This is a genomic window from Nonomuraea sp. NPDC049649 (assembly GCF_040675175.1).
Classification (GTDB): Bacteria; Actinomycetota; Actinomycetes; order Streptosporangiales; family Streptosporangiaceae; genus Nonomuraea.
In genome coordinates, this window is record NZ_JBFAOH010000002.1 from 409,271 (window position 1) to 432,738 (window position 23,468).

A 23,468-nucleotide genomic window follows, 5' to 3' on the forward strand; every position below is an offset into this window, starting at 1 on the left:
CCGGGCCGTCCGCCGATTCCCTGATCAGCTCAAGGCGAAACCGCCGCCGTGAGGTCAGGACCGGCCGCCGAAGAGGGCCTTGAGGCGCTGGGCCTGCTCGGCGCCCTCCGCCGCTCGCTGCTCGTCGAGGGTGCGCCCGGACGCGCCCTGGAGCAGTCGTTTGGTCGCGGCCGCCGCGTCCCGGTCGGTCGACAGCAGCTGCGCGGCCTTCTCAGCCACGGCCCCGGCCAGGTCGCCGGCGGCGACCACCTGCTCGGCCAGGCCGATGCGGTAGGCCTCGTCGGCCTCCACCACCCTGGCGGTCAGGCAGATGTCGATCGCCTTGGCCAGGCCCACCAGCTCCACCAGGGGCTTGGTGCCGGTCAGATCGGGCACCAGCCCGAGTGCGGGCTCTTTCATGCAGAACTTGACGTCGTCGGCCACGATCCGCAGGTCGCAGGCGAGCGCGAGCTGGAATCCCGCGCCGATCGCGTGCCCCTGCACGGCCGCGACGGAGACGATATCGGGGCGGCGCAGCCACAGGAAGCCCTGCTGGGCCTTGTCGACCGCCTGCTTGAGCGAGTCGTCGTCCTGGCTGCTCGCCGAGCCGAACGAGCCCTGCCCCGGCACCCCCTCGTCACTGAACATCCGCAGGTCGATGCCTGCCGAGAAGGACGGTCCCTCACCTTTCACCACGACCACGCGCACCTGCTCCGGCAGGGCGTCGCCGATGCTCCTCAGGGCCGACCAGGTCGCGAACGTCTGCGCGTTGCGCTTGTCCGGCCGATCGAGGGTGACCGTGGCTATCTCACCGTCCACCTCGTAGCGCAGGCCGATCTCCGCCAGATGGTCGGCGGACATCTCCTCCGCGTACCCCCCGCGCTGCTGTGGCGCCTTCACGTCCGCCATCACCGCTGCCCTCCTCGCTGGACCGTCGCGCCCGAGCTTACAGAATGACATTCTGGGCTCGGGCGCGACGGCAGGCTGACTAGGGACGAGCGGCTGCGGTCGCACGTTCCGAGGCGGCCGTCAGCGCTTGGACTTACCCCGGGTCGCCCCTCCGCGCCCGCGCAGAGTCACGCCGGACTCGCTGAGGATGCGGTGGATGAACCCGTAGGACCGGCCGGTCGAAGCGGCCAGGGCGCGGATGCTCTCGCCCGCGGCATAGCGCTTCTTCAGATCGCCGGCCAGTTTCTCGCGATCGGCCCCCGTCACACGGGTGCCCTTCTTCAGTGTCTCGGCCACGAGTACCTCCTGTAGTGCCGGACTTCCGCAGCGTTACTCCGCCATGATCAGTCATTTCAGCGGGATCGGCTACCTACTCCACGGGAAAAGATCCGTACCCACTCAAATTAAGATCAGGCAAGTGCCACAAGATCGGAAAATTCTTCGCTCCATGCGTCTTCAGTTCCGTCAGGTAGCAAGATCACCCTATCTGGTGACAGGGCGTCAACGGCACCCTCATCATGGGTTACAAGAACGATAGCTCCTGAATACGACCTCAGTGCATTGAGGACCTGCTCACGGCTCACCGGATCGAGGTTGTTGGTGGGCTCGTCGAGCAGCAGGACGTTGGCGCTGGACAGCACCAGCGTGGCCAGCGCGAGGCGGGTCTTCTCGCCGCCGGAGAGCACCCGGGCGGGCTTGTCGACGTCGTCGCCGGAGAACAGGAACGAGCCGAGGACCTTGCGGAGCTCGGCGTCGGTGAACGCGCCGCCCGCCGAGCGCATGTTCTCCAGGACGGTCCTGTCGCCGTCGAGCGTCTCGTGCTCCTGGGCGTAATAGCCGATCTTGAGCCCATGGCCGGGCCGGATCTCCCCGGTGTCGGGCTTCTCCAGACCGCCCAGCAGGCGCAGCAGGGTGGTCTTGCCGGCGCCGTTGAGCCCGAGGATGACCACCCGGTGACCTCGGTCGATGGCCACGTCCACGTCGGTGAAGACCTCCAGCGACCCGTAGGACTTCGACAGCCCCTCGGCGATCAGCGGGGTGCGGCCGCACGGCTGCGGCTCCGGGAAGCGCAGCCTGGCGACCTTGTCGCTGACGCGCTCCTCCTCGGTGGAGGCCAGCATGCGGTGCGCGCGGCGCATCATGTCCTGCGCGGCCTTGGCCTTGGTGGCCTTGGCGCGCATCTTGTCGGCCTGCGCCAGGAGCGCGCCGGCCTGCTTCTCGGCGTTGGCGCGCTCGCGCTTGCGGCGCTTCTCGTCGGTCTCGCGCTGGGCGAGGTAGGTCTTCCAGCCGACGTTGTAGTGGTCGACGACGCACCGGTTGGCGTCCAGGTGGAGGACCTTGTTGACCGTGGCTTCAAGAAGCTGGACGTCGTGGCTGATGATCACCAAGCCGCCCTGATGAGATCGCAAAAAATCACGAAGCCACCCGATTGAGTCCGCATCTAGGTGGTTTGTCGGCTCGTCCAGAAGGAGAGTTTCCGCGTCACTGAAAAGAATTCTGGCCAATTCCACCCGGCGCCGCTGACCGCCAGAAAGCGTTTTCAGGGGCTGTCCCAGCACCCTGTCGGGCAGGCCGAGGGAGGAGGCGATGGCGGCCGCCTCCGACTCCGCGGCGTAGCCGCCGAGCACGTGCATCTGGTCTTCGAGGCGGCCGTAGCGCCGGACCGCCCTCTCGCGCGTGCGGTCGTCGGCCGAGGACATGGCCCGCTCGGCCTCGCGCAGCTCGCGCAGGACCGTGTCCAGGCCCCGGGCCGAGAGCACGCGGTCGCGGGCGAGCACGTCCAGGTCGCCCGTGCGCGGGTCCTGCGGCAGGTAGCCCACGCTGCCGGTGCGGGTGACGGTGCCGCCGGCGGGCAGCGCCTCTCCGGCCAGCACCTTGGTCAGCGTCGTCTTGCCGGCGCCGTTGCGGCCGACGAGCCCGATCTTGTCACCGGGGTTGACCCGGAAGGAGGCGTTCTCGATGAGGAGCCGCGAGCCCGCACGCAGTTCGATGTCAGTAGCAATGATCATGATTGGCGAAGCACTCCCGTGCTAGGAGACGAGGGATGAGGGCGTGCGACGCCGGTCAATCGGGAGTGTGCATACCGATCAGTGTAGGGCCCGTTGCTGGAGCTCCAACTCTGCGTGAGCAGCGGTGTACCGGTCAGTCCTCCGGCAGGTGCCCGGGGATCAGGGCCAGGTTCTGGATCGCCGCGAGCCCGTACTGGGCGGCGTCGTTGGTGCTGACGAACGGCGCGTCCCAGAGCGCGGCGGGCACGTGCGGCCCCTCGACACGGGTGAGCCGCCACTCCGGCTCGCGCTGCAGCGCGTTGCTGTTGAGCTGGTCGCCCTCGTCGCGGAAGAACTTCCGCCAGGCCAGCGCGGCGAGCCCGGCGTCGCCGAGGCGGGCCGCGGCGTAGGCGGCCAGGCGGCTGTGGGCCTGGATCAGCGAGATGCCGGTCAGCGCGCGGCCGGTCTCGGCGGCCTGCCGCTCGGGCGCGGCGAGGTAGAGCCGGCAGTAGTCGAGCCAGGCCCGCTCGAAGCCGGGCGCGTCCAGGCCGAGCGCGATCAGCTCCGAGCAGATCTCGGGCAGGCCGAAGACCGCCGACAGGTGCGAGACCTCGACGGCGTCGCGCGAGGTGTCGAACCGGCCGGTGGCCAGGTCGAGGCGGGCCTCGCCGGTCAGGAAGCCGCGGGGCAGCGCGCCGATGCCGGTCATGGTGCCCAGCAGCCGGTCCCTGGCCCGCTCGTCGCCGTGCCGTTCCCAGCGGGTCAGCCAGGCGGCGGCGAGCGCCCCCCAGTCGGTGCCGAGCCCGACGGACGGGGCCGACGGGTCGTGACCGCCCCGGCGGAGCTTGCGCAGCGGGTCGAGCGCGGCGTACGCCTCCTCGGCCCCGGCCACCTCGTCGAGCAGGTCGCCGGTCCGCTCGTCGGCGGTCAGGTAGTAGAAGATCCGCCGGTAGACCGCGCTGGAGATCCGCAGCTGCTTGCAGCTGCACCCCCAGTGCTGCACGTTGTGCCGGCTGCCCAGGCCCTTCCACCGGCCCAGGTGGTAGACGTCGACCTCGCCGGTGTGGCGGGTCATGGCCTCGGCGAAGCGGAACACGCCGGCCCGGCCGGTGCGCAGGAACTGGTACCACAGCCACAGGTCGGGCGAGAGCTCGGAGTTGTCCCAGGCGTAGCCGCCGACGTCGTAGCGCCAGGTGCGGCGGTCGGCGTCGTAGGTGTGCATCACGTCGCCGTAGTCCCAGAAGCCGTACCAGCGGCGCTGCTCGCGTTCTCGCTCGTACAGGTCGAACAGGAAGTCCAGGCGGTCCTCGATCGCGGCGCGGGCGGGCGTGCTCCGGTCGGCGGGGGCCCAGTCGCCGAACACGCCCGCCGCCCGGATCCGCCCGGGGCCCGCGACCAGCAGCGGCGGCTCGTTCATCGCGGCGGCGTGCGCCGCCAGGTCCGGGTGCGCGGGCGTCGCGCCGTACACGCGCAGGGTCAGCTCGTGGGTGCGGGCGATGCCGTGCGCGTCGCCGAAGCCCGGCTCGTGGTCCTCGTACGTGATCTCCAGGCCTTCGAGCTGGGCGGCGTGGGTGTCCTGGCCGAGGCCGTCGTGCCAGAACCGCAGGTCCATGGCGGGCGCGGACGGGGACCAGAGCCAGACCGTGGCGGTGGCCAGGTCCTGGGCGGCGTCGCGGACGTCGAGCCGCGTGGGGTGCAGCCGCCAGAAGTCGCGCAGGCCGAAGCCGAGGCCGCCGCTGACGCCGCCGAGGTAGCCGTACCCGGCCGAGCGGGTGCCGGACGGGATCGTCACCCAGGCGTGGCCCTCGGCGGTGCGCTTGCGCAGCAGGTAGCCGTCGGCGGAGAGCTGGTCGAGGGTGTAGTCGTTCCAGGCGGGGATGAGGTGGAGGCGGCCGGACACCTCGGGGTCGCCGATGGGGCCGCACGGGCGGCCCGCCACCTGGGCGCGCCGGACCTCCTCGCCGGGGTCGCGGCGCAGGCCGGTCAGGCCGCGCACCGCCTCGGTGAGGAAGCCGCCGGGCCCGGCCAGCCGGACGTGCCGGTCGTGCGGCTCGTCCCGCATCACCACGCCGGCGCGCAGGCCCAGCCCGGCGAGGAAGTCGCGGCCGGGGTCGCCGTCCCAGACGAAGCTGTGCACGATCCGCACGTCCTCGGCGCCCGCGTAGAAGTACAGGCGGACGGTGAAGGGCAGCCAGTCGCCGTGCCGGCCCTCCGCCCTGACGACCGCGCGGACGGGCCCGTCCTGCTCGACGGTGACGCGCTCGATCCGGCCGGTGGCCCTCTGGCGGTGTACGGTGCCGCCCTCGTCGGGGGTGGGCCCGTCCTGGCGCAGGCTGATCAGGCGGACGTCGCGGAGGATCTCCCGGCCGTCGCGGGCGGCGGAGCGGACCAGCGTCTCCCCCGCGTCCTCGATCGTCCAGGCGACGGTCCCGGTGCTCACGGTGAGCCGCCCGTTCTCGCGGGCGACGGTGACGGGCGACGGGGGCGCGGCGGGCTCCTGCCCCGGGTGGAGCCGGTACGGGCCGTCGCCGGGAGGTACGGCGGCGTGGGCGGACCACTTGACCGAGCCGTCCGGCCAGGTGGCGGTCACCCAGCTCTGCACCGGCGTCTCCTGCCCGCCGGGACCGGTGAGGGCGAAGGGGGCGTCCGGGGAGACGGCGCCGCGCGGCCACGGGACGCCCCAGGTCACCCCCTGCCCGCCCGGGCTGTCCAGCCAGCGCAGCGACGTCTCCATGCCGGTCACTCCTTCACCGACCCGATCAGCACGCCCTTGGCGAAGTGCTTCTGCAGGAACGGGTAGAACACCAGGATCGGCAGCGTCGCGATGACCACGACCGCGAACATCAGGCCCTTGGCGGGGAAGAACACCGTGTCCAGGGCGCTGATGGCGTTGGCCGCGTCGGGGCTGGTGAGCTGCCGGACCAGCACCTGCAGCGTCCACTTGTCGTTGTCGTTGATATACAGCAGGGGCGACATGTAGTCGTTCCAGATGCCCACCGCGTAGAACAGCGAGAACGTGGCGATGATCGGCTTCGACAGCGGCATGACGATCTTGAGGAAGACGCCCATCTCGTTGCAGCCGTCGATCCGCGCCGCCTCCTCCAGGGCCTGGGGCAGCTCCTGGAAGAACGACTTCACAATGATCAGGTAGAACGGGTTGATCGCCAGCGGCAGGATCAGCGCCCAGTAGCTGTCCAGCAGCCCCAGGTCGCGCACCACCAGGTAGGTCGGCACGATGCCGCCGCCGAAGACGAGCGTGAACACGACCAGGTTCAGCACCAGGGTGCGGCCCGGCAGGTAACGCTTCGACAGCGGGTAGGCCATGGTGAAGGTCAGCGCGACCTGCACCAGCGTGCCCACCGCGGTCACCGCGATGGTGGTGAGCAGCGCCCGCAGCATGGTGTCGTTGGCGAAGATGTACTCGTACGTGCTGGTGACGAACTTCTCCGGCCACAGGAAGAACGGCCGGGTGGAGATCTCCGACTCGGTCGCGAACGACCCGGCGAGCACGTAGAACAGCGGGAGCACGGTGATCAGCGCCACCGAGCCGAGCAGGAGCACGTTGAGCGTGTCGAACACGCGGCTGCCGAGCGAGCTGTAGTGCTTGATCGGCGTGTGGGCGGATTTCTTGTCGGACACGGCCGCGCGCTCCTAGAAGAGTCCCCGCTGGCCCATGCGCTTGGCCAGCCAGTTGGCACCGAAGATCAGGATGACACCGGCGATGCCCTTGAACAGGCCGACCGCGGTGGCGTAGCTGTAGCCGCCCCCGGCGATGCCGACGTAGTAGACGAAGGTGTCGAACACCTCGGCGGTCGAGCGGTTCAGCGAGTTGGTGAGCAGCCAGATCTGCTCGAAACTCTGGTCGAGCAGGTTGCCGGAGGTCAGGATCGCCATGACGACGATCGTCGGGCGGATCGCCGGCAGGGTGACGTGCCAGAACTGCCGGAAACGGCCGGCGCCGTCCATCCGCGCCGCCTCGTACAGCTGGGTGTCGACGCCCGCCAGCGCGGCCAGATAGATGATCGTCCCCCAGCCCGACGTCTTCCACAGCAGCTGCAGGATGACCAGCGGCCGGAACCACTCCGGCTGGGCCATGTAGTCGACCCGGGGACCGCCGCCGGACAGGGCGTGGATCCAGCTCGCGATCACGCCGAAGTCCACCGCGAACAGCAGGTACGTCAGCGAGAAGACGATCGTCCAGGACAGGAAGTGCGGGATGTAGATCAGCGACTGCACGAACCGCCGGTAGACGCTGACCCGCAGCTCGTTCAGCAGCAGCGCCAGGATGATCGGCGCGGGGAAGACGAAGACCGCGGTGAGCAGGGCGAGGAACAGGGTGTTGAAGAGCAGCCGCGCGAAGTCCGGCCCGGCGAACAGCGCCTCGAAGTGCTTGAGGCCGACCCAGGGGCTCCCGGAGTAGCCGAGGAACGGCACGAAGTCCTGGAAGGCGATGGTCAGGCCGTACAGCGGCAGATACCTGAAGAGCGCGAAGTAGACCAGACCGGGGACGAGCATCACGTACAGCCAGCGGTAGCGCGTCAGCGCCGCGCGGACCCGCACCCCGCCGGATCCGTCCCGCTTCTTCTTGGGGGCCGCCTCGGCGAGGGGCGGCGCCAGATCGGTGGCCACGGCGGCCTCCTTTCGCGAGGAGAGGCCCGGGGGGCGGCCCCGGGCCTCTCGGGTCGGGCCGTCAGCCGCCTAGCTTGGAGATCCCTTCCTGGAGCTCGGCGAGGATCTGGGTGCCGCCGCTGTCGTACCAGCGCTTGATCTCGGCCTTGAACTGCTCCTCGGACAGGGCCCCGGCGAGATACTTGATGCGGGCGTCGGTCGGGATCGGGCCGAGCGTGGCGCCCTTCTCGACCGCGGTCTGCGAGATGACCGGCAGCGACGGGTCGTGCACCGCGGTCTGCAGGTCGAGCTCCGCCAGCTCGTCGCGCTGCTTGAGCCACTCCTTCTCGGCCTCGCTGGGACGCATCCACTCGTACGCGTCGCCGGCGACGCCGACGCTGGCGGTGGTGCCGAGCTGGATGAAGCCGAACTGCACGTCGTTGTTGATGACCTTGACCGCCGGGTCGTCCTCGTTGATCTTGACGGCGTAGCCGTCCTCGACCTTGAAGTTGCGGCCCTCGATGCCGTTGTTCAGCAGGATCGAGCCTTCCTTGCCGGCCAGCTTGTCCAGGGCGGACAGCACGTCGTCGAGCTGCTCCTCGGTGCGGACGCGCTGTTTGGAGACGGTCACGATGCCGTTGTGGCCCGTGAACGGCAGGGAGAACTTCTGCCCGTCGGGCCTGCTGAGGTTGCCCGCCATGGCGACCTTCTGGTCGTAGGTCTCCGGGTCCAGCTCCTTGAACTTGTCGAACAGCTCACCGGCCCGGACGTTGACGTCGATGATGATGCCGCCCTTGCCCTGGAGGAACGGGTCGTTCCACTTGCCGGTGTCCAGGGTGGCCCAGTCGGGGTTGACCAGGCCCTCGTCGATGAACCTCTTGATGTACTTCTGCGCCTCCCAGAACTCCGGCACGTCGAACTCGGGCACGAGCTTGCCGTCGCGCATGCCGTAGTTGTTGGGCGTGCCGAACCAGACGTCGATGGCGTTGTACGGGCTGGACGCGGAGAACACGGGGGCGGGCCACTTCGGCAGGATGAGGCCGTAGGTGTCCTTCTCGCCGTTGCCGTCGGGGTCCTTCTCGGTGAACGCCTTGGCGATCTCGTACAGGTCGTCGGTGGTCTTGGGCAGCTCCAGGCCCAGCTTGCCGAGCCAGTCCTTGCGCAGGATGACCGCCGAGCGCAGCAGCGGGCGGACCCGGTAGACGCCGTAGTTGCGGCCGTCGGTCTTGGAGTTGATCCAGGCCTGCTCGGACCTGGGCTTGAGGTTCGGGTACTTGTCGAGCTTGTCGGTCAGGTCCCAGAACGCTCCCGCCTTGGCGGCCTGGACGAACGAGGCGCCCTTGGGGTCCTGGATGACCATGACGTCGGGCAGGGCGTCGGAGGCGAGGGTGACGTTGGTCTTCTCGTTGTACTCGGCGTTGGGCACCCAGGTGATCTGCAGCTTCTTGCCCACCAGCTTCTCGACCGCCTGCTGCACCTCGCCCTCCGGGTCGGGGGCGGTCTGGAAGAGCGGGACCATCATGGTCAGGGTGCTGAGGTCCGCGGCCTCATCGCCGCCGGCGGAGCAGGCGGACGCGAGGAGAGCTGCTGTCAGCGTTAACGCGCCGGCAGCCAGCCGGCGACGACGGGATGCGGTCATCGGTTCCCTTTCGAATCGAGGCGCGCCTCGTTCTCCTCGAAGAAGCGCAGACAGAGCCACGTGTTGAGGTAGATCCACGCGCCGGCGCTGAGGACCAGTGCGAGGAGGGGCGCCGCCGCCGTCGCGAAGACGACCGCGGCGAGCACGAACAGCAGCAGTACGGACGAGGCCGGCCGGGTGAGCGCGAGCAGGGACGCCTTCGGCAGGTAGGCCGCCAGGGGCAGGTCGTAGTGGGCGTAGAGCGGCCCGAGGTAGCACCCGACGGCGGCCAGCGCCACGAGCGCCACCAGCGTGGCCGCCTGCCACCCGGTGGCCCCCGCGTTCGCGAAGTACAGGAAGTTGCCGGCCAGGACGGTGGCGGCCACCGCCAGCGGCAGGACGAGCAGCGACGCGCGGACGAACTCGCGCCGGTAGACGCGCCAGAACTCCGCCCATCCGTGAATCGTTTCACCTCGGGCGTGCCTGCGGGCCAGCGTGTACGCGGCGACGGTGGCGGGCCCGATCCCGAGCACGACGCCGCCGAGGAGGGTGAAGCCGATCCACAGCGCGTTCAGCCTGGCCGCCCAGACCACCTCGGAACAGGCGGCCTGCAACCTGATTGACATGGCGGGATGGCTCATCCGGCAGCACCTTCTCGTGGCGTGTGCGCGGACCCGGGAAGAGGACGCGTGACGTCGTGGTTCCCGTCCCGTTACGCGGGGGTGAACGGCATCGGTTGCTGCGAAAGTAGTGTTGAATCGACTCAAAGTCAATGAGCCGGGGACTCCGAATCGCGACCCCGCCTCACCTGTTACCCGCGGCCGCCCGTACGAGAAACCCTCAGCCGTTCTCGCGCAGCGCCTTGCTCGACTCCCGGACCACCAGGTCCGGCTGGAAGATCACCTGCCGGTGCCGGTGCTCCCCGGGCGAGGAGACCTCCTCCAGCAGCAGCTCGATGGCGGTGCGGCCGAGCAGCTCGCGCGGCTGGCGCACCGACGACAGCGGCACCGCCGCGGCGGCGGCGAAGTCGATGTCGTCGTAGCCGACGATCGCCACGTCGCCGGGCACCTTCAGCCCGCGCAGCGACATGGCCTGGAGGAACCCCAGGGCGAGCAGGTCGTTGACGCAGAAGGCGGCCGTGGGCCGCTCCCGTTCGGGCAGCGCGGCCAGCCGTTCGCCGGCGGCCCGCCCGGCGGCCACACCCAGCGCCGCGGTCTCGAAGTCGACCAGCTCGACCCCCTCCCCCGCGGCCTCGACGGCGGCGGAGGCCCCGGCGTAGCGGTCGGCCACCTGCTTGATCGAGAACGGCCCGCCGACGAACGCGATGCGCCGGTGACCGCGCTCGATCAGGTGGGCGGCGGCCACCTGACCGCCGAGCCGGTCGTCGACCGCGACCGAGCACTGCATGCCGGTGGCGGCGCTGTCGACCAGCACCACGGGCGTGCCCCGCGCGGTCAGCTCGGCCAGCCGCGGGCTGGCGGCGTCGACCGGGGTGATCAGGATGCCCAGCACCCGCTGCTGTTCGAGCTGGTCGAGGTGGCGGCGCTCGCGGTCGGGGTCGGCCGAGCTGTTGCAGAGCATCATCATCGTGTCGTGCTCGTCGGCCACCGCCTCGGCGCCCTGGGCGACGTCGGCGAAGAACGGGTTGGACACGTCCAGGACGACCAGCCCGACCGTGCGGCTGCGCCCGACGCGCAGGTGGCGGGCCACCTCGTTGCGGACGAAGCCCAGCTCGCGGATGGCCTCGAAGACCCGCTCACGCGTGGCCGGGGAGACGATCTCAGGGCGGTTGAGCACGTTGCTCACGGTGCCGACCGAGACCCGCGCCAGCTGCGCGACCTCTTTGATGCTCCTGGTCCCCATTGATCCTCACGAGGCCGTGCCGCTGTGAACGCGACCATCATAGCCGTCCTGAAGATTTTTTTGAATCGTCTCAAACATGTGCCGTTCCCGTGATCAGCCGCCCCCGGGCGGATCCGTCAGATCGACGCGGACGGCCCGGAACAGGGCCGGGGTCTCCTTGAGCACCGCCAGCTTCGGGTCCGGGACCGTCAGGAAAGGCGCCGCCTCCAGCGCCAGCAGCGGCGCCAGGCGCCGGTCGGCGCGGAGCGCGTCCACCGCCCGCCGGTCGCCGCCCAGCACGACGGCGTCCAGCCCGTCCAGGTGGGGCGTCAGGACCCGCAGCGCCGTCTCGGCCGCCGCCTCCAGCGCCTTGCCCGCCTGGTTGGACCTGCGGCGGGCGAAGCGCTGCTGGGACCAGCCGCCCGCCGCCGTGCGCCCCTGCACCAGCCGCGACCCGACCTTGGAGGCCACCAGCTCCGTGCCGTCGAACACCCCCGCCGCGTACCCGCCGCGCCGTACCAGCACCACCCCCACCCGCCGGGCGGCGAGAGCGTGCTCGACCAGCCGGGTCACGTGCGGCGGGCCGGGCCGCATCGGCGGGAACGGCACGTGCAGGGCGGCCAGCGCGCCGTCGCGGGCCGCCAGCCGCACCATGCGGTCGTCACCGTCGGCCTCGAAGGGCCCGTGGCGGGCGGCGAACCCGTCGATCCACGGGTTCAGCCGCTCCGGCGGCACCGACACCCACCGGCCGCCGCCCTTCGCCGGTCGCGCGCTCATGCCGGAAGGCTAGCCGACATCCTTCGTTCACCAGCCGGGGAATCTCGGGGGAAATGTCGGTGAATTCCGTCCCCGCAGCCTGTCGCGGCGTCCCCGTGACCGAGCATCATCGCTACGTGTCCTCCCTGATCACAGGCCCCATCGTGGACCTCGACACGGGTTCGGTGATCGCCCGTCCGGCGATGCTCGACCCCTCGGGACAGCTCCGCGCCGCGCCCCTGCCGATGGTGCTGGACGTCCCCGTCCCCGTCGTGCTGTCGGGCGCCGGCGCCATGGCCCCGCTGCACGAGGCGCTGCGCCGCGCGGGCCGGCATCCGCGCGAGATGATCCTGCTGCTGAGCGGCCCCTGCGCGCCGCAGGACCGCCGGCTGCTCGGCGTGGCCCTCGACGGGCTGCGCACCCACGGCTACCTGCTGGGCTTCGGCGGCGCCGGCACCGGGCACGTGCCGCTCGACCTCATCGCGGACGCGTCCCCGTACCTGGTGGGCATCGCCCCGGAACTGATCGCGCGGGCGCCCCGCGACCACCGGGCCACGGCGGCGGCCCGCGCCGTGGCGACGCTCACGCGCGGCGTCGGCGCCCACCTGCTCGCCCCCGCCGTCGAGGACGAGACGCAGCTCGCGGCGGCCCGCACGTGGGGCGCGCGGCTGGCGACCGGGCCGCTGCTGTCGCCCGGCCCCGACGGCCTGGTACGGGTACCGCTCGCCGCAGGGGCCTCACCGGCGGAGACGGCGACGCTCGGCCCCCGCGTGCAGGAACTGCTGCTCCCGGCCGTGACGCTGCCCGAGGACGCCAAGGCGGAGGAGGCGGTGGAGACGTTCGGCCGCGAGTCCTCGATCACCAGCGTGATCCTGGTGGACGAGTACCAGCGGCCCAAAGGCAGCCTGGACCGCGGCCGGTTCCTCCTGTCGATCGCCACCCGCTACGGCCACGCCCTGTACGGCTCCAAACCGGCACGCAGGCTGGCCGACCCGCCGCGCACGGTCCCGCTGACCACTCCCGCGGTGGCGGCCATGCAGGCGGCCGGCCGCGACACCGGCCGCGTCTACGACGACCTGGTGGTCACCGACGAGGTGAACCGCTGCCTGGGCATCGTCCGCGTCTCCGACCTGATCCGCCAGGTGACCACCCGCCCCACCCTCTGGGCAGACCACCACCCATCAGGACGAACCACCGCCTCGACCTCCCCCGGACCTCCGACCCGCCCCACCAGATAACCCCTCTCAGTCCACCGTGACGAACCACCGCGCCCTCAGACTGATCAGCCAGGTAACGACTCGCCTCGCCCTCTGGGCAGACCGCCGCATACCGGGATGAACCACCAACCCACCCTCTGGATCTCAGACTGATCAGCCAGGTAACGACTCGCCTCGCCCTCTGGGCAGATCACTGCGTACCGGGATAGGAAGGGAGCGTGTGACGGAAGGTGCGCCGGGCCGCGGCGGACGCACCGTGAAAGGACTGGCATGGACTGGGCCGAGCCGTACGGGCCGCTGATCGAGACGACGGTACGGGTGCTGACCTGGAACGTGTGGGGCGAGCACGGACCGCACGAGCAGCGGGCGGAACGGATCGCCAAGCTGGTCCGCGAACTGGACCCGGACGTGGTCGCCCTCCAGGAGTGGGACGGGCGGGAACTCGGCTACGAGCACGCCGCCACCACACCGGGGCGGCTGTGCGCGATCCTGTCACGCTGGCCGATGGTCCGGCAGGAACAGCGGACCCTGCCCGGAGGCATCCAGCCGGGCGGCGCGCTCTTCTGCGAACTGGACGGGCCGCGCGGGCCGCTGCAGGTGTTCAGCGTGGCCCTCGGCGCCTACCGGCTCGGCGACTCGGAGAAACGCCAGGACCAGGTGCGGGCGCTGACGGCGTTCGTCGCACGGGCGGCCGCGGGCCGGCACCCGGTGGTGGTGTGCGGCGACTTCAACGCCCCGCCGGACAGCGACGAGATCAGGATGCTCACCGGCCGGACGGCGCCGGGCTCACCGGGCGTGGTCTTCTACGACGCCTGGGAGATGGCGGGCACGGGCGGCCCCGGCCACACCTGGAGCAACGCCAACCCGTACGCCCGCCCCGCCCTCTACCCGGACCGCCGCTTCGACTACGTGTTCAGCGCCTGGCCGCGCCCGGGCGGCGCGGGCCACCCGGTGCGCTGCGAGGTCGTCGGCGACGGCCCCGACCCCGGCTCCGACCACTACGGCGTACTGGCCGAGCTGCGCTACTAGAGCCCCCGCGCCCCTACTACCAGAGCCCCTGCGCCTTACGGGGTTCCTAGAGCCCTCGCACCTTGCGGACAGCAGAACCTCCGCGCCTTACGCGAAGCGCGCTTCGGGCGTCCTTCTCCCGTCCCCTGGCCGCGATCGCACCATCGGCGGGGACCTCCAGGTGGAAGCGGTGCAGCGGCTCGTGCACGCGGGTGCCGGCGTCGCCGCTGACCGCTCCCGCCGCGGGCCGGCGAGATGAACCGTGGAGGGACGACCGCTAGAGCCAGCCCTGGAGGCGGGCGCGGTGGGCGGCCTCGATGCGGTTGCGCGCGTGCGTCTTCTGGATGGCCGACGACAGGTAGTTGCGGACCGTGCCCTCCGACAGGTGCAGGCGTCCGGCGATCTCGCCGATGGTGGCTCCGTCGGTGGCCGCCGCCAGCACGTCGCGCTCACGGGCCGACAGCGGGTTGGGCCCGGCGGTCAGCGCGGCGGCAGCCAGGTCCGGGTCGATGACGCGCTCCCCGTCCCGCACCCGCCGGATCGCCGCGGCCAGCTCCCGCGCCGGGCTGTCCTTCACCAGGAAGGCCACCGCCCCGGCCTCCATGGCGGTGCGCAGGTAGCCGGGCCTGCCGAAGGTGGTCAGGATCATCACCCGGCAGCCGGGCACGGCGGCGCGGATCCGCTCGGCGGCCGCGATGCCGCCACCGCCGGGCATCTCGATGTCGAGCAGCGCGATGTCGGGCCGCTTCGCCGCGGCGACGGCGACCGCCTCCTCGCCGTCGCCGGCCTCGCCGACGACCTCGATGTCGGGCTCCAGCCCGAGCAGCGAGGCGAGCGCGCCCCGTACCATGCTCTGGTCCTCGGCCAGCATCACTCTGATCATCCGGCGTCCTCCGCTCCGGCCGGCACCTGGACGCGCAGGCGGAAGCCGCCCTCCGGCCCGGGCCCCGCCTCCAGGACGCCGCCCGCGTCGCGGACGCGTTCGGCGAGCCCGGCCAGCCCGCTGCCCGAGTCGCGGCGCGCGCCGCCGTGCCCGTCGTCCACGATGTCCAGGGTGGCCGTCCCTTCCTCGTACGTCACGTCGATCGTGCAGTGTGCGGCCCCGGCGTGCCGGACCACGTTGGTGACGCCCTCCCGTACCGCCCAGGCGAGCAGGGCATCGGCCCGCGGCGGCAGCGGCGGGCCCGGCAGGCGGGTGCGCGCCTCGGCCCCGGCGGCGCGCAGCACGGCGACGGCGCCGTCGATCTCCTCGGCCAGGCTGCGCTGACGGTAGCCGGCGACGGCCTCGCGCACCTCCGCCAGAGCCTTCCTGGCGACCGACTCGATGTCGCCGATCTCCCGCCGCACCTCCGGCACGTCCTCGGCCAGCCGCCCGGCGAGCTCGGCCTTCAGCACGATCACGGACAGGCTGTGGCCGAGCAGGTCGTGCAGGTCGCGGGCGATGCGCAGCCGCTCGTCGGCGGCGGCCAGCCTGGCCACCTCGCCCTGCGCGTCGCGCAGCCGCCGGGCCAGCACGCCGGTGCGCCGCACCCGGGTGAACAGCAGCCCGATCGTGACCACCTGCAGCGCGTAGACGGCGATGACCGCCGGGTCGGTGCCGCCGGCCGCCCCGCCGGCCACCTCCGCGGCCAGGATCGCGCCGATCCCCGCGGTCGCGGCCCGGGGCGGCAGGATCATCCCGTACAGCACGACCGTGAACACCGGCAGCGCCAGCCAGACCCCGCCGAACACGGCGGGCGGCACCAGCCCGAGCACGGTGGTGAGCGCGAGCAGCGGATACGTCCATCGGGTCGGCTGGTCGAAGGCGGGCGGGCCGAGCGCGGTGGCCAGATAGCTGACGGCGAAGGCGGCCAGGGCGAGCCCCGCCCAGACCGCCCGCGCGCCGGTCAGCCTGCCGAGCACGATCTCCACCACCGGGAAGGCCAGGTAGCACAGCCCGAACGCCATCAGCACCAGGCGGCGCGTGCGGCTCGCCCCGATCGTGTCCGCCTCCGCGGTCATGACCGCACGGTAGCGCGCCGGAAGGCTTGGACGGCGGCCGCGCCGAGCGCGACGGCCCAGGCGAGGACGGACAGGAGGCCTGCCGCCGGAAGCCCGCCGCCCGCGACGACGCTCCAGCCGAGCTCGGCGTACCGGTAGACCGGGGTGGCCGCGGCGACGGCGCGCAGCGGGCCGCTCATGATCTCGACGGGGAACCAGAGGCCGCCGGCGAGCGACAGCCCGAACATGACGGCGACCGCGGCGGGCTGGGCGGCGTCGGGCGGCAGCAGCGAGCCGATGGCGAGCCCGAGAGCGGCGAACGGGATCGTGCCGAGCCACAGGGCGGGCACCAGCAGGGCCCACTGCCCGGCGGGCAGCGACACCCCCGCCACGACCACGGCGGCGGCGAACACCAGCGCCAGCGCCGGCAGCACGAGCAGCAGAGCGGCGCCCGCTTTGACGGCGATGACCGCCCAGCCCGGCAGCGGGGTGACCCGCAGCTGGTCGCTCCAGCCGGAGGCGCGCTCCTGCGCCCACGGCAGGGCGGTGCTCATCATGGCCGCGGCCAGCGCCCCGTAACAGGCCATCGACACCATCAGGTAGACCGACTGGCGGACGCCGCCCGCGGCGGTCTGCTCTCCGTAGATGCCGGAGTTGATCAGGTAGAGGGCGACGGGGAAGACCACCACGAAGATCGCGTACCGCTTGTTGCGTAACGTACGGAGCGTCTCGATTCTGGCGTAGTACAGCATCACGGCTCCCTGGTGAGCGCGAGGAAGGCGGCCTCCAGCCCGGCCGCGGAGAGTTCGAGGTCGCGGACGTCGAGCGTGGTCCGCCGATAGAGCGCGGCGAGGGTGGCGTCGGCGTCGTCGGTGCGCAGCACCGCGGTGCCGCCGGCGACCTCGGCGGAGGTGACGCCCGGGAGCCGGTCGAGCCCGGAGGCGGGCTGGCCGCCCAGCGTGAACCGGATGACGTGCCCGCCCGCCGCCGCCTTGATCCGCGCCGCGGTGCCGTCGGCGGCCAGCCCTCCCCCGGCCAGGACGATCACCCGGTCGGCGTGCTCGTCGGCCTCCTCCAGGTGGTGGGTGGCGAACAGCACCGTCCGGCCGTCCGCCGCGTAGTCGCGCATCCCGTCCCAGAACCGGAGCCGGGACTCCACGTCCATGGCGGCGGTGGGCTCGTCGAGCACCAGGACCCGCGGGGCGCCCGCGACGGCCAGCGCGAACCGCACCCGCTGCGCCTGCCCGCCGGACAGCGTCCCGGCCCGGCGGCGGGCCAGGCCGGTCAGCCCGGCGAGGGCGAGGATCTCGTCCAGATCGAGCGGGCGCGGGTACAGGCCGCGGACGAGCGCGACGAGCTCTCGTACGGTCGGCTCCGGGATGAGCCGCCCCTCCTGAAGCATGGCGCCCAGCTCGCCCGCGGCGGCGGCCGCGCGGGGCGGGCGCCCGTGCACGTACACCGCGCCGGAGCTGGGCTCCAGCAGCCCCAGCAGCATGCGGATGGTGGTGGACTTGCCCGCGCCGTTGCGGCCGAGCAGCGCCACGGTCGAGCCGGGCTCGATGGCGAAGGACAGCCCGCCGACCGCCGTCACGTCCCCGAACCTCTTGCCGGCCTGGTCGAACACGATGGCTTTCATGGGTCCGACGCTAGGCGCGGCCGGAGGCGGCGGTCAGTGCCGTCCTTCCGGTCCTGACCGTGACATTTGTCAGAATCCGGTGCCGAAGGCGGCCGGCCGGGGTCAGAGGCGGCAGGCGTAGATGTCGGTGACGAGGATGGCGCGGGCGCCGATGTCCCAGAGCTTGTCCATGACCTGCTGGTGGCCCTGGCGGCGGACCATCGCGCGTACCGCCACCCAGCCCTCGCGGTGGAGCGGCGAGACCGTCGGCCCCTCCATGCCCGGCGTGATCGCGATGGCCTCCTCGATCCGCTCGGCGCGGATGTCGTAGTCCATCATCACGAAGTCGCGGGCGTGGACCACACCCTGGAGGCGGCGGACGATCTGTTCGAGGCCGGGCGTGTCGGGGGTGCCCTGCCGCTTGATCAGCACCCCTTCGGAGTGCATGATCGGGTCGCCGAACACCTCCAGCCCGACGTTGCGCAGCGTGGTGCCGGTCTCGACCACGTCGGCCACCGCGTCGGCGACGCCCAGCCTTATGGCGGTCTCGACGGCGCCGTCGAGCTTGATCACGCGGGCGTCCACGCCCTGGTCGGACAGGTACTTCTCCAGCAGCCCGGTGTAGGAGGTGGCCACCCGCAGGCCGTTGAGGTCGTGGACGCTCTTCATGGCGCCCGCCCTGGTGGCCAGCCGGAAGGTGGAGACGCCGAAGCCGAGCGGCATGATCTCCTCGGCCGGCGCGCCGGAGTCGATGAGCATGTCGCGGCCGGTGATGCCGGCGTCGAGGGTGCCCTCGCCCACGTAGACGGCGATGTCGCGGGGCCTCAGGAAGAACAGCTCGCAGCCGTTGGCCTCGTCGACGACGAACAGTTCCTTGCTGTCTCTGCGGGGCCGGTAGCCGGCCTCCCGGAGCATGGTCTGGGCTGCCTCGCTGAGGGCGCCCTTGTTGGGTACGGCCAGACGTAGCATGTCGTGGTTTCCTTGGATGTGTCGCTGAAGTGATGGGACGGGCGGAAACGGGCGCTCGGCGCCCTAGAGATGCTTGTACACCTCGTCCAGCCCGATCCCCTTCGCGATCATCAGCACCTGCACGTGGTAGAGGAGCTGGGAGATCTCCTCGGCGGCCCGGTCGTTCGACTCGTACTCGGCGGCCATCCAGCTCTCGGCGGCCTCCTCGACGACCTTCTTGCCGATGGCATGGACGCCGGCGTCGAGCGCGGCCACGGTGCCCGAGCCCGCGGGCCGGGTCTGCGCCTTCTCGGACAGCTCAGCGAACAGCTCTTCGAAGGTCTTCATGATCTCTCTCGTCGGTCGGCAGGTGTGCGACTCCAGCCTAGTCTGCGACAGACACCGGCCTGGCCCAGGGGCAGGCCGGTGTCTCGGCGCGTCGCGCAGGTCCAAGCCCGCTGGGGCCGTCACCAGGGCACGGGGCCGTCCACGCTGAAGAACCCGGCGGTGGGCCCATCGGCGTCGAGCGTGGCCAGGCGGACCACGACCTCGGCGCCCTGCGCGGGGGTGAGGAACCCCTGATGGTCGTTGATGTCCGTGGCGACGTATCCGGGGGCGGCGGCGTTGACCAGGATGCCGTCCTTGCGCAGTTCGTTGGCGTACTGCACGGTGAGCGCGTTCAGCGCCGTCTTGGAGGGCGAGTACGCGGCGGACGGCGGCAGCCCTGTCAGCGGGCCGTCCGGGTCGCTGTTGAGGGCCAGGGAGCCGCCCCCGCTGCTGAGGTTGACGATGCGCGGCGCCGGCGACCGCCGGAGCAGCGGCAGCATCGCGTTGGTCACCGCGATCACGCCGAACACGTTGGTCTCGAACACCGCCCTGACCATGTCCAGGTCGACACCGCTGGGGATCTGGTCGACGGCGTCCACGGGCGACACCCGGCCGGAGCCGGTGATGGCGGCGTTGTTGATCAGCACATCGAGGCGGCCGAAGCGCTCCCCCGTCCACCTGGCGGCCTCCCGCACGGTGGCCGCGTCGGTGACGTCCAGGGTGACCGCGTGCGCGTCGCCGCCGCCCGCGCGCACCGCCGCGGCGGCCTCCTCGCCGTGCCCCGGGTCCCTGGCCCCCATCAGGACCGTCATGCCCAGCCCGGCGAGCCGCTCCGCGGTCGCGCGCCCGATCCCCTTGTTCGCTCCCGTGATCAACGCGATCTTCTGATCCGTTGTCTGCATGGTCCTCAACTCCTGTACGAGTGTGCCTGTCTCCCCCGGGACGAGACGGCCGGGCCGCTCTGTGACATGGGCGCGCCGATGTCACAGAACAGGCAGGCTGTCTCGTCCCGGGTAGTGGAGACGGCCACCGAAATCGGAGAGGTGACGGCCATGCGAGGTTTCCACGGAGTCCCGCCCACACGAGGGGAACCGTCATGAACCGGGCCGAGGAGTTGCCCACGCGGGGTTTCCACGGAGTCCCGCCCACGCGAGGAGAGCCGTCGTGAACCGGGCCGAGGAGTTCCAGGAGCTGCGGCCGCTGCTGTTCTCCATCGCCTACCGGATCCTCGGCAGCGTGAGCGAGGCCGAGGACGCGGTCCAGGAGGCCTGGCTGCGCTACGGCTCCTACCCCGGGCGGCCGGCGTCGGCCAAGGCGTTCCTGTCGGCCACGGTGTCCAGGATCGCGATCGACGTGCTGCGCTCGGCTCGCGTCCGGCGGGAGGAGTACAGCGGGCGCTGGTTCCCCGAGCCGCTGCTGGAGGACCCGTACGAGGACCCGGAGCGGTCCGCGGAGCTGGCCGACTCGGTGTCGATGGCGGCGCTGCTGCTGCTGGAGCGGCTCAGCCCGCTGGAGCGGGCGGTCTTCGTGCTGCGGGAGGTGTTCGGGTTCGGCTTCCGCGAGGTCGCCTCGGCGGTGGGCCGCTCGGAGGCGGCGTGCCGCCAGCTCGCGTTGCGGGCGCGCCGCCACATGGACGCGGGACGCGCCCGGTTCGAGACCGACCGGCGGGAACGTGAGGAGCTCGCCGGCCGGTTCTTCGACGCCTTCCGGGAGGGGGACGTGGACGCGCTGCGCGAGCTGCTCGCCGCCGACGTGCAGATGGTCGGCGACAGCGGCGGCAACGCCCCGCTGTGGGGCGCCGGCGTCTTCGGCGCCGCGAAGGTGGCCAGAGCCCTGTCGGCGATCTCCGGGCCGTTCGTCCGGATCGGCGGTGTGATCGAAGCGCACGAGGTCAACGGCCAGCCCGGGGCGATCTTCCGCGACCGCGACGGCAAGGTGGTCAACACCCTCACGTTCGACATCCTCGGCGGCCGGATCCAGACCATCCGCGCCGTCATCAACCCCGACAAACTGCGCCACCTGGGCCCGGTCGCGGACGCCTGGGCCATCGTCCGCGAAGCCAACCGCGCCCGCCGGCCGTGACGCCGGGGCAAGGCGATGAGGGACTGGGTGCACGTGTGGGGCCCCTAGGAAGGCACCTCGCGAGACCCCTCATATGCCGGCTCCCCCGCACAAGTGCACCGTGCGGGAATCCCCCGTACGCCAGCATCCGCATCCAAACGCACGTGCAGGACACCCTCATAGACCAGCCCCCGCACGATCCGAACGCACCGTGCGGAGCGCTACAGACGCCGACACCCCCGCACGATCCGAATACACCTGCGGGAACCCCAGAGACGCGGCACCCCCGTACGGTTCGAATGCACCGTGCGAGAAACCCCCGGAGACGCCAGCACCCCCGTACGGTTCGAATGCACCGTGCGAGAAACCCCCGGAGACGCCAGCACCCCCGCACGGTTCGGATGAACGGTGCGAGGGTGTCAGGACTTACCGGTTACGGGTCAGCGGTCGAAGCGGCGGCCCGATCCGCCGCGGCGGTAGCCGTTGCCCCTGCCGCCTTCCGAGCGGAAGTTGCCCGGGCGGTGGCCGTCGCGGGGCCGGTCGTCGGAGCGGTAGCCGCGGTCACGGTCGCCTGAGGGGCGGCCGCGGTCGGAGTAGCGGTTGCCGCGGTCCTCGGAGCGGTAGCCGCCACCGCGCGGGGCGCGGTCGTCACGGTAGCCGCCGCGGGTGCGGTCGCCGTCGCGGTAGCCGCCCTGGGGACGGTCGGCGCGGAAGGGGCGGTCGCCGCGGTAGCCGTCCTGGTCGCGGCGGTCCTCGCCGAAGGTGCGCGGTTCGCCGTACGAGTCGCGGCGGTCCTCACCGCGGTAGCCGCCCTGGTTGCGGCGGAACCCGCCGTCACGGCGGTCCTCACCGAAGGTGCGCGATTCGCGGTAGCCGCCCGAGTCGCGGCGGTCGTCGCCGAAGCCGTCGTGGCGGCGCGGGCCGCCGAACGGGCGGTCGCCCTCGTGACGGCGGGTGAAGCCGTCCTCGTTGCGGCGGGGGCGGCGGTCGCCGTCGTAGTCGCGGCGGGGGCGGCGGGAGCGGCCGCCGTGGTTGTCGCGGCGGGGCCGCAGCGGCTTGCGGACGTCGGGCTCCCAGACGGGGATCTGCTCGCCGCTCGGGGTGCGGGCGCCGGTGACCTCGGCCACGCGCGGGTGGCCGGGGGTCGCCTTGAGGCGGAACGGGTGGATGCCGGCCCGCCGGGTCAGCGACTCGGTGGAGCGGCGCTCGTTCGGCAGCACCAGCGTGACGACGGTGCCCTTCTCGCCGGCGCGCGCGGTCCGGCCGCCCCGGTGGAGGTAGCTCTTGTGGTCCTGGGGCGGGTCGACGTGCAGCACCAGGCTGATGTTGTCGACGTGGATGCCGCGGGCGGCGACGTCGGTGCAGACGAGCACGTTGACGGAGCCTTCGCGGAACTCGGACAGGATGCGGGTGCGCTGGTTCTGGCGCTTGCCGCCGTGCAGGCCGCCCGCCTTGACGCCGACCCGGGCCAGCTGCTTGCAGAGGCGGTCGACGCCGTGCTGGGTGCGCACGAAGATGATCGTGCGGCCCTCGCGGTTGGCGATCTCGGCGGTGATGTCGAACTTGTCGTCCCGGCTCACCTGGAGCACGTGGTGCTCCATGGTGTCGACGGGCGAGGTGGCGGGGGCGACCGAGTGGGTGACCGGGTCCTTCAGGAAGCGCCGGACGAGCTTGTCGACGTCGCCGTCGAGAGTGGCGGAGAACAGCAGCCGCTGCCCGCCGGGCGGCGTCTGCCCGAGCAGTTCGCTGACCACCGGGAAGAAGCCGAGGTCGCACATGTGGTCGGCCTCGTCCAGGACGCTGATCTCGACGTCCTCCAGGGAGCACTCGCCCTGGCCGATCAGGTCGCCGAGCCGGCCGGGGGTGGCGATGACGAGGTCGACGCCGCGGCGCAGCGCGTCGATCTGCTTGCCCATGGACATGCCGCCGACGACGACCTTCATGCGCAGGCCGAGGCCGCGGCCGAGGGGTTCGAGGGCGTCGTGCACCTGGAGGGCGAGCTCGCGGGTGGGGACGAGGATCATCGCGCGGGGACGGCCGGGAGCGGGCCTGACGCCGGCGATGCGGGCCATGGTGGGCAGGCCGAAGGCGAGGGTCTTGCCGGAGCCGGTCTGGCCGCGGCCGAGCACGTCGGCGCCCGCCAGCACGTCGGGGATGGCCGCGCTCTGGATGGGGAACGGGGAGTCGATGCCCTGCCTCGCCAGGCCGTTCACCAGCGGCTTGGGCAGGCCCAGCAGCTCGAACGCGGACGGGCCCTGCTCTGGGGTCGTCTCGGGCAGGGCAGCGTCAAGTATGGTCACGAAATTCGTGCCTTTCAGTCGAAGTGGCACGTCACTTCTGCGAAAGGACGAGCCAGGACGTACGGCGGCGTCGCCGTACAGATTGCAGTGCGCCCGCCATCGGGGCGGAGCTTGGGGGAAGGCGCACCTGAGGGCGCCGGCCGCAGGCGGCGCGGGACGCGCGATGAGGCGTCAGGTGTCCTTATGTGCCAACACGGGCTTGATCATAATAATTCCCCGAGGAGAGTGTCCGGACTTTCCGGAACCCTCGGCACGCTGAAGTGGCCGGCGCCG

General features: G+C 71.8%; 21 protein-coding genes. 3 read left to right on the forward strand and 18 right to left on the reverse strand.

Going from position 1 to position 23,468, the window contains the following annotated elements:
* Nucleotides 1-54: 54 nt before the first annotated feature.
* The 10 genes from AB0J42_RS05150 to AB0J42_RS05195 form a co-directional block, all read right to left on the reverse strand.
* A complete protein-coding gene (locus AB0J42_RS05150; protein WP_364289133.1) occupies nucleotides 55-840 on the reverse strand; it encodes an enoyl-CoA hydratase/isomerase family protein in 786 nt (261 codons plus the stop codon).
* A gap of 168 nt (nucleotides 841-1,008) precedes the next feature.
* On the reverse strand, nucleotides 1,009-1,224 hold the full coding sequence (locus tag AB0J42_RS05155) for a helix-turn-helix domain-containing protein (RefSeq protein ID WP_020547488.1): 216 nt from the start codon (nucleotides 1,222-1,224) through the stop codon (nucleotides 1,009-1,011).
* Nucleotides 1,225-1,337: 113 nt separating this feature from the next.
* Nucleotides 1,338-2,936, reverse strand: coding sequence for an ABC-F family ATP-binding cassette domain-containing protein (locus AB0J42_RS05160; RefSeq protein ID WP_364289054.1), 1,599 nt, complete (start codon nucleotides 2,934-2,936; stop codon nucleotides 1,338-1,340).
* 133 nt (nucleotides 2,937-3,069) lie between these two features.
* The gene (locus AB0J42_RS05165) at nucleotides 3,070-5,649 is read right to left on the reverse strand and encodes a Tat pathway signal sequence domain protein (protein ID WP_364289056.1); all 2,580 of its coding nucleotides are present in this window, start codon (nucleotides 5,647-5,649) and stop codon (nucleotides 3,070-3,072) included.
* Between the two features lie 5 nt (nucleotides 5,650-5,654).
* The gene (locus tag AB0J42_RS05170) at nucleotides 5,655-6,554 is read right to left on the reverse strand and encodes a carbohydrate ABC transporter permease (RefSeq protein WP_364289058.1); all 900 of its coding nucleotides are present in this window, start codon (nucleotides 6,552-6,554) and stop codon (nucleotides 5,655-5,657) included.
* A gap of 12 nt (nucleotides 6,555-6,566) precedes the next feature.
* Nucleotides 6,567-7,544 (reverse strand): ABC transporter permease subunit, encoded by a 978-nt coding sequence (locus AB0J42_RS05175; protein ID WP_364289060.1) that lies wholly within the window; start codon nucleotides 7,542-7,544, stop codon nucleotides 6,567-6,569.
* Nucleotides 7,545-7,605: 61 nt separating this feature from the next.
* Nucleotides 7,606-9,045 (reverse strand): extracellular solute-binding protein, encoded by a 1,440-nt coding sequence (locus tag AB0J42_RS05180; protein WP_364289062.1) that lies wholly within the window; start codon nucleotides 9,043-9,045, stop codon nucleotides 7,606-7,608.
* A 113-nt stretch (nucleotides 9,046-9,158) separates the two neighbouring features.
* Nucleotides 9,159-9,782: a DUF624 domain-containing protein gene (locus AB0J42_RS05185; protein ID WP_364289064.1), complete on the reverse strand. Its 624-nt coding sequence runs from the start codon at nucleotides 9,780-9,782 to the stop codon at nucleotides 9,159-9,161.
* A 199-nt stretch (nucleotides 9,783-9,981) separates the two neighbouring features.
* A complete protein-coding gene (locus AB0J42_RS05190; protein WP_364289066.1) occupies nucleotides 9,982-11,004 on the reverse strand; it encodes a LacI family DNA-binding transcriptional regulator in 1,023 nt (340 codons plus the stop codon).
* A gap of 93 nt (nucleotides 11,005-11,097) precedes the next feature.
* Nucleotides 11,098-11,760, reverse strand: a complete 663-nt coding sequence (locus AB0J42_RS05195) for an acVLRF1 family peptidyl-tRNA hydrolase (protein WP_364289068.1) — start codon at nucleotides 11,758-11,760, stop codon at nucleotides 11,098-11,100.
* A 116-nt stretch (nucleotides 11,761-11,876) separates the two neighbouring features.
* On the opposite strand from AB0J42_RS05195, the gene AB0J42_RS05200 reads away from it, so the two are divergent.
* Entirely contained in the window at nucleotides 11,877-12,977 is a 1,101-nt protein-coding gene (locus AB0J42_RS05200) for an EAL domain-containing protein (protein WP_364289070.1), read from the forward strand.
* Between the two features lie 249 nt (nucleotides 12,978-13,226).
* Nucleotides 13,227-13,985 (forward strand): endonuclease/exonuclease/phosphatase family protein, encoded by a 759-nt coding sequence (locus tag AB0J42_RS05205; protein WP_364289072.1) that lies wholly within the window; start codon nucleotides 13,227-13,229, stop codon nucleotides 13,983-13,985.
* Nucleotides 13,986-14,241: 256 nt separating this feature from the next.
* Here AB0J42_RS05205 and AB0J42_RS05210 read toward each other — a convergent pair whose 3' ends face one another.
* The 7 genes from AB0J42_RS05210 to AB0J42_RS05240 form a co-directional block, all read right to left on the reverse strand.
* Nucleotides 14,242-14,847 carry a response regulator transcription factor gene (locus AB0J42_RS05210; RefSeq protein WP_364289073.1) on the reverse strand — a complete coding sequence of 202 codons (606 nt, stop codon included), beginning with the start codon at nucleotides 14,845-14,847 and terminating at the stop codon, nucleotides 14,242-14,244.
* Complete coding sequence (locus tag AB0J42_RS05215) at nucleotides 14,844-15,965, reverse strand: sensor histidine kinase (RefSeq protein WP_364289075.1); 1,122 nt, start codon at nucleotides 15,963-15,965, stop codon at nucleotides 14,844-14,846. Before AB0J42_RS05215 ends, AB0J42_RS05210 begins: the two co-directional genes overlap by 4 nt.
* A complete protein-coding gene (locus AB0J42_RS05220) occupies nucleotides 15,962-16,696 on the reverse strand; it encodes an ABC transporter permease (protein ID WP_364289077.1) in 735 nt (244 codons plus the stop codon). Before AB0J42_RS05220 ends, AB0J42_RS05215 begins: the two co-directional genes overlap by 4 nt.
* The gene (locus AB0J42_RS05225; RefSeq protein WP_364289079.1) at nucleotides 16,696-17,580 is read right to left on the reverse strand and encodes an ABC transporter ATP-binding protein; all 885 of its coding nucleotides are present in this window, start codon (nucleotides 17,578-17,580) and stop codon (nucleotides 16,696-16,698) included. The genes AB0J42_RS05220 and AB0J42_RS05225 overlap by 1 nt, the downstream gene beginning before the upstream one ends.
* Nucleotides 17,581-17,682: 102 nt before the next feature.
* Nucleotides 17,683-18,528, reverse strand: a complete 846-nt coding sequence (gene hisG, locus AB0J42_RS05230; RefSeq protein WP_364289080.1) for an ATP phosphoribosyltransferase — start codon at nucleotides 18,526-18,528, stop codon at nucleotides 17,683-17,685.
* A 63-nt stretch (nucleotides 18,529-18,591) separates the two neighbouring features.
* Entirely contained in the window at nucleotides 18,592-18,855 is a 264-nt protein-coding gene (locus AB0J42_RS05235; protein WP_364289082.1) for a phosphoribosyl-ATP diphosphatase, read from the reverse strand.
* 119 nt (nucleotides 18,856-18,974) lie between these two features.
* Entirely contained in the window at nucleotides 18,975-19,736 is a 762-nt protein-coding gene (locus AB0J42_RS05240) for an SDR family NAD(P)-dependent oxidoreductase (RefSeq protein WP_364289084.1), read from the reverse strand.
* A gap of 262 nt (nucleotides 19,737-19,998) precedes the next feature.
* On the opposite strand from AB0J42_RS05240, the gene AB0J42_RS05245 reads away from it, so the two are divergent.
* Nucleotides 19,999-20,916: an RNA polymerase sigma-70 factor gene (locus tag AB0J42_RS05245; protein ID WP_364289086.1), complete on the forward strand. Its 918-nt coding sequence runs from the start codon at nucleotides 19,999-20,001 to the stop codon at nucleotides 20,914-20,916.
* A gap of 419 nt (nucleotides 20,917-21,335) precedes the next feature.
* Here the strand turns inward: AB0J42_RS05245 and AB0J42_RS05250 are convergent, their stop codons facing one another.
* Nucleotides 21,336-23,195 carry a DEAD/DEAH box helicase gene (locus AB0J42_RS05250; protein WP_364289088.1) on the reverse strand — a complete coding sequence of 620 codons (1,860 nt, stop codon included), beginning with the start codon at nucleotides 23,193-23,195 and terminating at the stop codon, nucleotides 21,336-21,338.
* Nucleotides 23,196-23,468 lie beyond the last annotated feature (273 nt).

What these genes read in the sequence shown, in the direction of transcription:
- AB0J42_RS05150 (WP_364289133.1), bottom strand. Translation starts at nt 840, where the DNA reads ATGTCCGCCGACCATCTGGCGGAGATCGGCCTGCGCTACGAGGTGGAC.
- AB0J42_RS05160 (WP_364289054.1), bottom strand. Translation starts at nt 2,936, where the DNA reads ATGATCATTGCTACTGACATCGAACTGCGTGCGGGCTCGCGGCTCCTC.
- AB0J42_RS05165 (WP_364289056.1), bottom strand. Translation starts at nt 5,649, where the DNA reads ATGGAGACGTCGCTGCGCTGGCTGGACAGCCCGGGCGGGCAGGGGGTG.
- AB0J42_RS05180 (WP_364289062.1), bottom strand. Translation starts at nt 9,045, where the DNA reads ATGATGGTCCCGCTCTTCCAGACCGCCCCCGACCCGGAGGGCGAGGTG.
- AB0J42_RS05185 (WP_364289064.1), bottom strand. Translation starts at nt 9,782, where the DNA reads ATGAGCCATCCCGCCATGTCAATCAGGTTGCAGGCCGCCTGTTCCGAG.
- AB0J42_RS05190 (WP_364289066.1), bottom strand. Translation starts at nt 11,004, where the DNA reads ATGGGGACCAGGAGCATCAAAGAGGTCGCGCAGCTGGCGCGGGTCTCG.
- AB0J42_RS05195 (WP_364289068.1), bottom strand. Translation starts at nt 11,760, where the DNA reads ATGAGCGCGCGACCGGCGAAGGGCGGCGGCCGGTGGGTGTCGGTGCCG.
- AB0J42_RS05205 (WP_364289072.1), top strand. Translation starts at nt 13,227, where the DNA reads ATGGACTGGGCCGAGCCGTACGGGCCGCTGATCGAGACGACGGTACGG.
- AB0J42_RS05210 (WP_364289073.1), bottom strand. Translation starts at nt 14,847, where the DNA reads ATGATCAGAGTGATGCTGGCCGAGGACCAGAGCATGGTACGGGGCGCG.
- AB0J42_RS05215 (WP_364289075.1), bottom strand. Translation starts at nt 15,965, where the DNA reads ATGACCGCGGAGGCGGACACGATCGGGGCGAGCCGCACGCGCCGCCTG.
- AB0J42_RS05220 (WP_364289077.1), bottom strand. Translation starts at nt 16,696, where the DNA reads ATGCTGTACTACGCCAGAATCGAGACGCTCCGTACGTTACGCAACAAG.
- AB0J42_RS05225 (WP_364289079.1), bottom strand. Translation starts at nt 17,580, where the DNA reads ATGAAAGCCATCGTGTTCGACCAGGCCGGCAAGAGGTTCGGGGACGTG.
- hisG (WP_364289080.1), bottom strand. Translation starts at nt 18,528, where the DNA reads ATGCTACGTCTGGCCGTACCCAACAAGGGCGCCCTCAGCGAGGCAGCC.
- AB0J42_RS05235 (WP_364289082.1), bottom strand. Translation starts at nt 18,855, where the DNA reads ATGAAGACCTTCGAAGAGCTGTTCGCTGAGCTGTCCGAGAAGGCGCAG.
- AB0J42_RS05240 (WP_364289084.1), bottom strand. Translation starts at nt 19,736, where the DNA reads ATGCAGACAACGGATCAGAAGATCGCGTTGATCACGGGAGCGAACAAG.